Annotated in this window: 9 protein-coding genes; all 9 read left to right on the top strand. The window is 74.9% G+C overall.

Annotated elements, in window-relative coordinates:
- Nucleotides 1-11 precede the first annotated feature (11 nt).
- The 9 genes from ACFY2K_RS26450 (at nt 12) to ACFY2K_RS26490 (ending at nt 10,749) form a co-directional block, all read left to right on the top strand.
- Nucleotides 12-1,190 carry an FxsB family cyclophane-forming radical SAM/SPASM peptide maturase gene (locus ACFY2K_RS26450; protein ID WP_387714526.1) on the top strand — a complete coding sequence of 393 codons (1,179 nt, stop codon included), beginning with the start codon at nt 12-14 and terminating at the stop codon, nt 1,188-1,190.
- Between the two features lie 142 nt (nt 1,191-1,332).
- Nucleotides 1,333-2,421: an aKG-HExxH-type peptide beta-hydroxylase gene (locus ACFY2K_RS26455; protein WP_387714534.1), complete on the top strand. Its 1,089-nt coding sequence runs from the start codon at nt 1,333-1,335 to the stop codon at nt 2,419-2,421.
- A 350-nt stretch (nt 2,422-2,771) separates the two neighbouring features.
- Nucleotides 2,772-2,957, top strand: coding sequence for a hypothetical protein (locus ACFY2K_RS26460; protein WP_380399192.1), 186 nt, complete (start codon nt 2,772-2,774; stop codon nt 2,955-2,957).
- Between the two features lie 56 nt (nt 2,958-3,013).
- The gene (locus ACFY2K_RS26465; RefSeq protein ID WP_387714537.1) at nt 3,014-5,413 is read left to right on the top strand and encodes an FxsB family cyclophane-forming radical SAM/SPASM peptide maturase; all 2,400 of its coding nucleotides are present in this window, start codon (nt 3,014-3,016) and stop codon (nt 5,411-5,413) included.
- A 31-nt stretch (nt 5,414-5,444) separates the two neighbouring features.
- Nucleotides 5,445-6,221, top strand: a complete 777-nt coding sequence (locus ACFY2K_RS26470) for an aminoglycoside N(3)-acetyltransferase (RefSeq protein ID WP_387714539.1) — start codon at nt 5,445-5,447, stop codon at nt 6,219-6,221.
- Nucleotides 6,222-6,430: 209 nt separating this feature from the next.
- On the top strand, nt 6,431-7,663 hold the full coding sequence (locus tag ACFY2K_RS26475) for an FG-GAP repeat domain-containing protein (RefSeq protein ID WP_387714542.1): 1,233 nt from the start codon (nt 6,431-6,433) through the stop codon (nt 7,661-7,663).
- Between the two features lie 246 nt (nt 7,664-7,909).
- Entirely contained in the window at nt 7,910-8,578 is a 669-nt protein-coding gene (locus ACFY2K_RS26480; RefSeq protein WP_380593339.1) for a DUF4097 family beta strand repeat-containing protein, read from the top strand.
- A 71-nt stretch (nt 8,579-8,649) separates the two neighbouring features.
- Nucleotides 8,650-9,744, top strand: a complete 1,095-nt coding sequence (locus tag ACFY2K_RS26485; RefSeq protein WP_387714546.1) for a serine hydrolase domain-containing protein — start codon at nt 8,650-8,652, stop codon at nt 9,742-9,744.
- 126 nt (nt 9,745-9,870) lie between these two features.
- Entirely contained in the window at nt 9,871-10,749 is an 879-nt protein-coding gene (locus ACFY2K_RS26490) for a hypothetical protein (RefSeq protein WP_387714549.1), read from the top strand.
- The last annotated feature ends 149 nt before the right edge of the window (nt 10,750-10,898 follow it).

Consider the following 10,898-nt stretch of genomic DNA (forward strand, 5'->3'; position numbering starts at 1 on the left):
GGTTCACGCGCATGGTGCCGTTCCGGCAGTTCCTGCTGAAGATCCACAGCCGTTGCAACCTCGCCTGCGACTACTGCTACGTGTACGAGGGCGCCGACCAGAGCTGGCGCGACCGGCCGCGGCGGATGGAGCTCGCCACCGTCCGCCGCACCGCCCGCAGGATCGCCGAGCACGCGGCCGGACAGGGGCTCGACGAGGTCTCCGTGGTGCTGCACGGCGGCGAGCCGCTGCTCGTCGGCGCGGCCCACCTGGACGCCCTGCTCGCCGAGTTGGCACAGATCGCCGAGACCGGGCCGCGCGTGCGGTTCAGCCTGCAGACCAACGGGCTGCGGCTGCTGGACGAGCCCGCGCTGCTCGACGTGCTGCACCGCCACCGGGTCGGCGTCGCCGTCTCGCTGGACGGCACCCGGGCCGACCACGACCGGCACCGCCGGCTGCCCTCCGGCGCCGGCAGCTGGGAGCGCACCGCGGACGCGGTCCGGCTGCTCGGCTCCGAGCCGCACCGGGAGCTGTTCGCCGGCCTGCTGTGCGTCGTCGACCTGGCCGCCGACCCGGTCGCCACCTACGAGGCGCTGCTGGAGTTCGCCCCGCCCAGGCTCGACCTGCTCCTGCCGCACGCCACCTGGCGGAGCGGACCGCCCGGCGTCCACCGCGGCCTCCCGACCGGCCCGCCCGGCCCCGCCGACCCGGCGCCGTACGGGGAATGGCTGATCGCCGCCTTCGACCGCTGGTACGACGCGCCGTACCGGGAGACCGGGGTGCGGCTGTTCGAGGAGCTGTCCGTCCTGCTGCTCGGCGGGCGGGCCGCCAGCGAGGCGGTCGGGCTGGCGCCGGTCGACCTGGTGGTGGTGGAGGCGGACGGCACCGTCGAGCAGGCCGACAGCCTCAAGGCGGCCTACGACGGCGCCGCCGGGACGGGCCTGGACGTGTGGCGGCACGGCTTCGCGGAGGCGGCCGCCCACCCGGCCTTCCGGGCCCGCCAGCGGGGCCTGGCCGGGCTCGGGCCGGAGTGCGCGGCCTGCCCGCTGGTGCGGGTCTGCGGCGGCGGGCTGTACGCCCACCGCTACGCCGGGGACGGCTTCGCGCACCCCTCGGTGTACTGCGCCGACCTGGACCGGCTGATCCGGCACATCGCGGGGCGGCTGCAGGCCGGGGTGGCGGAGCTGGCCGGGGCCGGGCGCCGGCGGTAGCGGGGGTGTCGGCGAGGGGCGTGCTCACCCGTCCGGGTCATGCACGGGCCGGGACCGGCTGAGTCGACGTCGCGCGGGGAGACTGCGGGCGGACCGGGCGGGGCGCCCGGCGATCCAGGGGACCTCACGAGAGGACGGACCGGTGACGGGTACGGGCGAGGCGGTGGCGGCCGGGCTGCCGGGCGCGCGCGGGAAGCAGGGGAGCGGTGCGGCCGGAAGCGGTGCGGCCGGGTTGCCGCGGCACGGCCTGGACCGGGCGACCTTCCGGGCGGTCGCGGCCGCCCGGGGCGGCCCCGAGGCCGTCCGGCTGCTGCGGGCCGGCCAGTTGAGCAAGCGGGCGCTGCTGCTGCTGGCACTGCGCCGCACGGCGCCGCAGGACGAGGGCTACCGGGAGGCCTACCGCGCGGTCCGCGAACTCCAGCGGGCCGACCGGGCGCGCTGGGAAGAGGTGCTGCTGCGACCGGAGTTGGACGCCTGGGCGGCGGACTGCCTGCGTGCCCTCGCGCTGGACCGGGCGGCGCCGCTGGACGGCCTGGGCGAGTTCCTGCGGGCCGGGGCCGGGCCGGCGCTCGACCTGGAGTGCGAGGGGCTGCGCTGGACGCCGGTGATCGACCACCTCGGACCGCGCCGGGTGGACTACGGACGGCCTCCGGACGGCCCGCTGACCGCCGCCGAACTGGACCGGTGGGAGCACCAGTTGGCGAGGGCCTGGGAGGTCCTGGTGCGCCGTCACCGGCGACACGCGGAGGCCGTGGCGGCCTGCGTCGCCGTGGTGGTGCCGCTGCGGCCCGCTCCCGGCGGGGAGGCGGTCAGCGCCGCCGCCCGGCGGGCGTACGGGGCGGTGGCGGCCTCGCTGCCGGCCGAGCCGGTCCTGCTCGCGCTGGCCCTGGTGCACGAGTTCCTGCACGTCCAACTCGGCGCCCTGCTGGACCTCGTACCGCTCCACCGGCCGAACGGACCGGCGGTCTACCACGCCCCCTGGCGGCCCGACCGCCGCCCGGCCGGCGCGCTGCTCCAGGGGACGTACGCGCACCTGGGGGTGGCCTCGTTCTGGGCGGCCGAGGTCGCCGCCGGGGTGAGTGAACCGGCCCGCGCGGAAAGGGAGTTCGCCTGCTGGCGGGCGCACACCCTGACGGCGGCCCGGACTCTGCTGGACTGCGGCGAACTCACCCCGAGCGGAAGGGAGTTCATCGAGGAGCTGGCGCGTGCCGTCCGGGAGCTGGGGGTCTGAGGGCGCGGCGCTCCGGACGGATGCGGCCGGTCGGGCGACGGTGCGGCGGCGCCGGGGGCACCCCCGCGGGGCGCCGCCCGTGCCCCCGGCGTGCATCCGTACGGCGACCGGCCGGACGGCTCGAACGCCTGCTCCGGTCAACGCGCTTCGGCGCGCGCGATGGCGAAGCGCGCGACCGCTGAACGGGTGAATTCTCGGGCTTTCGCGCGCCGTGGTACGGCGTCGGCCAGCTGGGCAGACCAACTTGGGGAGGCAAGGTGCCGCGCGGAGACCTCGCGGGCACTACATTGGTCGCAACCGGGTGACCTACCCGGACTCGGCAGGTCCTAACCGCGCCTAAGGAAACGAATATGACTCCGGTAACCAGCACCAGGCCGGCCCGTAACCTCACTGACACTCAGGAGACGCCGGATCGCCCGTCCCTCGCCGAGCTCGCCGCCCTGGGTGCGGAGGAACTCGCCGCCCGGCTGCAGCGCGCCCTTCCCGGCGCGGAATCCGGCCTCGTGCCGGTCGCGGCCTTCAACTCCTCGATCTGACCCGCTCCGGAACCTCGAAACGGACCCCAGGCCGAGCTGAACCCGCCACACCCATGATGACGCGAATTCCGGTGCCACTGACGCAATTCGTGGTCAAGATGCACAGCCGGTGCGATCTCGCCTGCGACCACTGCTACGTCTACGAGCACGCGGACAGCAGCTGGCGCTCCCGCCCCAAGGTGATCGGGGAGGGGATCCTGGCCAAGGCCGCCGAGCGGATCGGTGAGCATGCGGTCGCCCACCGGTTGTCCGCCGTCCGGGTCGTCCTGCACGGGGGAGAACCCCTGCTCGCCGGCCCGGACCGGTTGCGCCGCGCGGCCGAAGCGCTGCGGGCGGCGCTCCCGCCCGGCTGTGCCCTCGACCTGCGCATCCACACCAACGGCGTGCTGCTCAGCCGTGCGTTCTGCGAGCTGTTCGCGGAGCTGGACCTCAGGGTCGGCATCTCGCTGGACGGGGACCGGGCCGCCAACGACCGGCACCGGCGCTTCGCCGACGGGCGGAGCAGCCATCCACAGGTGCTGCGGGCGGTCGGGCTGCTGAACGAGCCCGAGTTCCGGCACCTGTTCGCCGGGCTGCTGTGCACCATCGACATCGAGAACGACCCAGTGGCCGTGTACCGGGCGCTGGTCGAACTGCGGCCCCCCGCCGTCGACTTCCTGCTTCCGCACGCGACCTGGGAGGACCCGCCGAAGCGGCTCGCGGGCGGCCCGGAGGACCCGTACGCGGACTGGCTGCTGGTTGTCCACAGGCTGTGGGAAACGGACGCGCGGCCGTTCGCCGTGCGCACCTTCGAATCCGTGCACCGGACGGTGCGCGGACTGTCCAGCCTCACCGAGTCGCTCGGGCTGGAGCCCTCGGACCTCGCCGTGCTGGAGACGGACGGGACCTTCGAGCAGGCGGACAGCCTCAAGACCGCGTACGACGGGGCGCCCGTCACCGGCATGAACGTTTTCGCGCACAGCCTCGACGACCTCGCCCGCCACCCCGGCATCGCCGCCCGCCAGTCCGGCCTGGACGGGCTGAGCGCGACCTGCCGGGCCTGCCCGGTGGTCCGCGCCTGCGGCGGCGGACTGTACGCCCACCGCTACCGGGCGGACAATGGCTTCGACAATCCCTCCGTCTACTGCGGTGACCTCATGACGCTCATCAACGGCATTGCGGGCAAGGGAGGTTCGGCCTCCGCGCCGGCGCCCGTGCCCGCCCAGGGCGGCCGTCCGCTGCTGCCGGCCGCACTCACCCCGGCCCAACTCGACGAGCTGGCACGGGGATACGGCGGCACCGACACCATCGCCGCCCTCGGCGCCGCCCAACTCTCCCTCACCCGGGCGATGCTGGCCGCCGCCTGGGACGCCTCCGGGCAGGGCCGGGCGGCCGCCTGGGAGCTGCTGTCGGAGCTCGACGGGGCGGCGGCCGGGGCCGTGGACGCGGTGCTGGCCCACCCGTACGCCCGGGCCTGGGCCGCGCGGCGGCTCGCCGGGGACCTCACGGTCGGCCTCGGGCCGATGGCGGCACTGGCCGCCGCGGCCGCGGTGCGGGCCGGGCGCGGGGACGCCGTCACGGTGCCCGCCCGGGGCGGCCGGCTGCACCTGCCGACGCTGGGGCGGATCGCGGTGCCGGACGGCGAGGCGGTGGTCACCGGGCACGCCGACGGCTTCGAGGTGCGGGCCGCCGACGGGACGGTGTTCACGGAGCTGGACGACCCGCTGCGACGGATCCGGCTGGCCGGCGGCTGGACGGTCGCCCTGGAGGACCTCGACCCGCTGCGCGACAGCCACGACCACCCGGTGGCCGACCGGCTGCCCGAAGCCGAACTCCTCGGCTGGACGGGCGCGTTGCGCGAGGCCTGGGAGCTGCTCGGACGCGACCTGCCCGACTACGCGGAGGGCATCCGGGCCGGGCTGACGACGATCACCCCGCTGCGGCCCGGCCCCGCCGGGCGCGACGTCAGCTCGGCGGCGCGGCAGGCGTACGGCGCGGTCGGCATCGCCCGGCCCGCCACCGCGCCCACGCTGGCGCTGCTGCTCGCCCACGAGTTCCAGCACGTGAAGCTCGGCGCGGTGCTCGACCTGTACGACCTGTACGACCGGTCCGACGACCGGCTGTACTTCGCCCCCTGGCGGCCCGACCCGCGCCCGCTGGAGGGGCTGCTCCAGGGCACGTACGCCCACCTGGCGGTCACCGAGTACTGGGGCACCCGCACCGCCGCGTACGACGGCCTGGCGGGGGAGGCCGCCGACCGGGCGCGGGCGCAGTTCGCGCTCTGGCGGCAGTACACCGCCGAGGCCGTCGAGCGGCTGGCCGGATCCGGGGCGCTGACCGGGCTGGGGGCCCGGTTCGCCGCAGGGATGGGGGAGAGCGTCGCGCCGTGGCTCGCCGTACCGCTGCCGGCGGCGGCGGAACGGGACGCGGAGAAGGCGCGGGAGGAGCGGAGTCGGCTCCGGTACGTCGAGGCCTGAAACGAAGTGGTGTTGAACGAAGGGGTGTCGGATGATCTCCACCGCTGAACTGGCCGACGGCTTCGCCCGGTTGGGCGTGCGGCCGGGCACGGTGCTGCACGTCCAGGCGTCGCTGCGGACGCTCGGGCCGGTCGAGGGCGGGGCGGCCGGGGTGGTCGACGCCCTGCTCGAAGTCCTGGGGGAGGAAGGGACGTTGGTGGCGTTCACCAGCACCCCCGAGAACTCCTCGACCTCACGGATCCACCAGGCCGCGATCGCCGGGCTGACCCCGGCCGAGATCGCGGAGCACCGGGCGCGGATGCCGCGCTTCGACCGGGCCACCAGCCCGGCCTCCCCGACCCTGGGCGCGCTCTCCGAAGCCGTCCGCACCCGGCCCGGCGCCCTGCGCAGCAGCCATCCGCAGACCTCCTGGGCGGCCCTGGGCCCCCGGGCGGAGGAGATCACCTCCCGGCACCCGCTCACCTCCCACCTCGGCCCCGACTCCCCGCTCGGGCGGCTGTACGAGCTGGACGCCCGGGTGCTGATGCTCGGCGTCGACATGGCCCGCTTCACCGCCTTCCACCTCGCCGACCTGCGCCAGGCCGACGTACGGCACCGCGAGTACGGCTGCGTCACGACGGACGGCTGGACGTCCTTCCAGGCGCCCGACCTGGACGACCTGCACTTCGCCGAGCTCGGCGCGGAGGTGCTCGCCGCGGCCGAGGGCGTCGCCACCGGGCGGATCGGCGACGCGGACTGCCGGCTCGTCCCCGTCCGGGAGGCGGTCGACCTCGCCGACGGGCTGCTCCGGGCCCGGGCTTCGGGCTGAGGGCGCCGGGCTGGGTCCAGGGCCGTCGGGTCCTGGGTCGTCGGGTCCTGGGTCGAGGCCGTCGGGTCGGGCTCCTGGATCGCCGGTTCGGGCGGTCCGGGGGCCTCCCAGGGTGTCGGGGCCGGCACCGCGCTCCCGTTCGGGCGACCATCGCGCCGAGAGCGGTGCCGAGCGGCGCCGAGCGGGCGTCCGGACGGGAGAGGTGCGGAATGCGTGGACTGAGGCGTGGTCAGGCCGTTGCAGCGGCGGTCGCGGTCGCGGTCGCGGTCGTGGTGGCGGCAGGGGCGGTGCCGGCGCTGCCCGGCGGCGCGTCGGCCGTCGAGCCGGCGGCCCCGAGGGCCGGGGTGTTCGCCCCGAAGACCGACTACCCGGTGGGACACAACCCGCGCGCGGTGGCCGCCGGGGACTTCACCGGCAGCGGCCGGGCCGACCTGGCGGTGGCGAACGCCGCCGACGGGACGGTGTCGATCCTGCTGAACGACGGCCACGGCGGGTTCGGCCCGCAGCGGACCTTCCCGGCCGGCCCCGGGCCGACCTCCGTCGCGGTCGGGGACCTCCGGGGCATCGGCGTGCAGGACCTGGTGGTCGCCGACCAGGACGACAGCGGGGTCTCGGTGCTGCTCGGCAACGGGGACGGCACCTTCCGGGCGCCCACCCGCTTCGCCACCGGCTCGCACCCGGACGCCGTCGCGATCGGCGACTTCCGGGGCACCGGCACGCTCGACCTGGCCGTCGCCAACCTGGGCGACTTCGGCGACGGCAGCGTCTCGCTGCTGCTGGGCAACGGGGACGGCACGTTCCAGGCGCCGCGCACGTACTCCACCGGCACCGACTCCAACCCGGCCTCGATCGCGCTCGCCGACCTCGGCGGCAGCGGGCACCTGGACCTGGCGGTCGCCCTCGACGGCGTCGGCGAGGTGGCCGTCTTCCCCGGCAACGGGGACGGCACGCTCGGCGCCCTGACGGACTACCGGGTCGGGGGTGTCCCGTACTCGCTGGCCGCCGGAGACCTGCGCGGTGACGGCCGGTACGACCTGGTGGTCGCGGACGGGGAGCACTCCGCCGTGGTCCTGCTGGGCAACGGGGACGGCACGTTCCAGCCGGCGCGGGCGTACCCGGCGGGCGGCGGGCCGGTCTCGGTCGTGGTGGGCGACTTCACCGGCCACGGCACCCCCGACCTGGCGCTGGCGACCGACGACAGCTCGGTGGCCCTGCTGCGCGGGAACGGCGACGGGACCTTCCGGGCACCGGAGTCCTACCCCACCGGGTCCGGCGACGGCTCCATCCCGGACACCGTGGTGGCCGGCCGGTTCCGGCAGCGCGGGCGGCTCGACCTGGCGGTCACCAACGCCCAGGACAACAGCGTCTCGGTGCTGCTGAACTCCCACGGCCACCGCACGACGCGGGCGGCGGCTCCGTCCGGTGCGGACCGGCTCCGCTAGCGCCTGCTGCCTGCTGTCCGCCGCAACGCCTGTGCATAGCGTTCACCCCCAGTCCATTGCAATAGATGGGCTGGGGGTCGTTGCATTCCCGGCAGAGTTGTTGCAATGATATATAGGCGTTCACCTGCAACTATTGGTTCTCCGTGGGGGCTGTCGGTTGCCTGAACTGCGAACGCAACGTAGCGTTTCTCTTGCCAGAAAGCGGCGGGCCACCGGGCCCGCGCCGCAGAAGCGAAGGAGAGCACGATGCAGAAGTTCGCCACCCCCGCCCCGGTCTCGGCCGTCCTGGACATCCCCGCCGGCCGCATCCGGCTCATCGCCGCCGACCGTGCCGACACCGTGGTCGAGGTCCGGCCCGCCGACGCCGGGAAGAGCCGCGACGTGAAGGCCGCCGAGCGGGTCGAGGTCGCCTACGTCGACGGCGTGCTGCGGGTCGAGGCCCCGGAGGCCGGGAACCGCCTCCTCGGCAGCTCCGGCTCCGTCGAGGTCACCGTCCAACTGCCCACCGGCTCCCGGGTCGATGCGACGGCCGCGCTGGCCGAGTTCCGGGGTGTCGGCCGCCTCGGCGACGTCACCATCGAGGCCGCGCAGGGCACCGTCAAGCTCGACGAGACCGCCGGCGCCCGCCTCGACCTCCAGGCCGGCGACATCGCCGTCGGCCGACTCGGCGGCCCCGCCGAGATCCGCACCCAGAAGGGCGACCTGCGGATCACCGAGGCCGTGCAGGGCACCGTCGCCCTGCGCACCGAGTACGGGCAGATCGAGGTCGGCGCCGCCCGCGGGGTCTCCGCCGCCCTCGACGCCGGAACGGCGCACGGCCGGATCCACAACGCGCTGCGGAACGCCGACGGCACCCCCGGCCTGACCATCCACGCCACCACCGCCTACGGCGACATCACCGCCCGCAGCCTCTGATCCGCCCGCAGCCTCTGAACCGTCCGCGGCCTCTGAGCCGCACTCCACGACCCGCGAGAGAAGGAACGACGATGAACGCCACCACCACCACCACCCAGGACCGTCCCGAACTCCACAAGGCCGCCCAGGACTTCGTCGACGCAGGCTTCGCGGGCGTGCAGCTGCGGGTCCGCGACGAACGCGGCGCGTGGACCGGCAGCGCCGGGGTGCACGAGCTCGGCGGGAGCGCGCAGCCCGCCACCGACGGGCAGTTCTGGATCGGCAGCACCACCAAGACCTTCGTCGCCGCCCTGGTGCTTCGCCTGGTCGCCGACGGGCTGATCGACCTGGACGCCCCCGTCGCCGAACACCTGCCCCGGTTCGGCGGCCTGGACGGGCGGATCACCGTACGGATGCTGCTCCGGCACACCAGCGGCGTCCACAACTGCACCGGCGAGCTCGACGAGAAGGGCGAGTTCGTGCCCGGGCTTCCCTCGATCGGCAAGGCGTGGGTGGACAACCGCCTCCACGACTACCGGCCCGACGAGCTGGTCGAGTTCGCGCTGACGAAGCCGGCCCGGTTCGAACCGGGCGCGGACCAGGGCTACTCCAACACCAACTACACGCTGGCCGTGCTGCTGGTCGAGGCGGTCACCGGGCACACCTACGCCGAGGAGATGCAGCGACGGATCCTGCGGCCGCTCGGCCTGACCGACACCCTCGTGCCGGGCAGCCTCTCGGAGATACCCGGCCCGCACGCCCACGGCTACTACCGCTACCAGGACGGCGAGGAGTGGAAGGTCGTCGACGTCTCCCGGCAGAACCTCTCGCTGCTGTGCGGCTCCGGGGACATGATCTCCACCACCCGTGACCTCCAGGTGTTCTTCGCGGCCCTGCTCGGCGGCCGGTTGCTGCCCGGCGAGCTGCTGGAGCAGATGCGGACCCCGCACGGGATGCTCGGCTACGGACTCGGCCTGTTCGTCCAGGAGTTGGGCCCGGACAGCGGCGACGTCACCATCGTCCACCACAACGGCGGCGCCCCCGGCGGCTACGGCGCCCTGATGATCGCCACCCCGGACGGCGCCAGGGTCCTCACCGCGGGCCTCACCACCGGCGACTCCGACCAGGACCCGGCCCAGACCTTCCCGCCCGCCCTGGAGCGACTGATCAAGGCGGTCTTCTGCTGATCCGCCCTGTTACCCGGTGCTTCGAGTCCCTCAAGCGCAGGAAGTCGGCCACGCCGACTTCCTGCGCAGCTGCGCTGCCTCGGAGGTGGAGGATGAGGGCGCGCAGGGCGAGCGGAGGAGGCGGCGATGGCGAGTGAGCCGGCGGCGGCCGTACGGGTTCTCACCGGGCGGTACCGGGCGGTGCGGCCGCGGGTGGGCAACGGGCCTGGGCATCCTCCGGCGGAGGACGTCGAGACGGTCATGGGGTTCGCCTTCCGGGCGCCGTCGCTGTGGCGGCACGAGTACGGTGGCCGCGTCGCCGTGTCCGAGACCGATTTCCCCCCGTGGGTGGAGCCGGGCCTCTCCTTCCCCGGCGACGGCTGGCCGTGGAGGTTCGGCCCGGACCCTGCCCGGCTGGTCGTTCCCGCGCTGCGGGAGCTTCCGGCCGGTCGTCCGACGGAGCATGACGGCCGGGCGGCGGTGCGGACCGAGATGGCCGGGCCCGAGGGGATGACGCTGGAGCTGGTGGTCGACAGCGGGACCGGCATGGTGCTGCGGGCCTCCGCGCCGGGAACGGCCTACGTCGAGGAGCTGTCCGAGCTCGCGTTTCCCGAGGCCCTGCCGGACGACCGGTTCGTCCGGCCCGAGGACGACGGCAGCGCCGACCGGGCCGAGCAGCTGCGGTGGGAGCGGATCCGGGAGCACTACCGGACCCGGCCACTGCCGGTGCCCGCGTCCTGGCCCGGCCCGCTCGGCCGCCCGAGCCCGATCGACGGCGATCCCGACACCGGGTACGTGGTCGTGGACCTCGACAACGAGCCCTCCCCGGGCACCCCGACGGCCGCCCAACTGGTGCGCCAGCCCCTGGGGGAGCCGCCGTACTTCGAAGGATGGGCCAGGGATCCTGGGCACCACCTCCAGCGGTGGCGGGACGCCCGGTGGCAGTGGACGCTGGTGCTGTCCGACCACCCGCTCACGGTCGAGCAGTTGGAGCGGGTCCGCCGGGAACTGGCCGGCGGTGAGTAGGAGTTGCGCGCAGGAAGTCGGCCCATCCGACTTCCTGCGCACGAGGATGACGTGCTCAGAGGGCGTTCGATACCGATTTAGGCTGCCGCGAAGGGTTTCGGGCGGAGGTATTGCCCGATTCTGTCGGGGCTGGCGGTCAGGCGGGTGGT

It is taken from the genome of Kitasatospora sp. NPDC001309 (assembly GCF_042896295.1).
Classification (GTDB): Bacteria; Actinomycetota; Actinomycetes; order Streptomycetales; family Streptomycetaceae; genus Kitasatospora.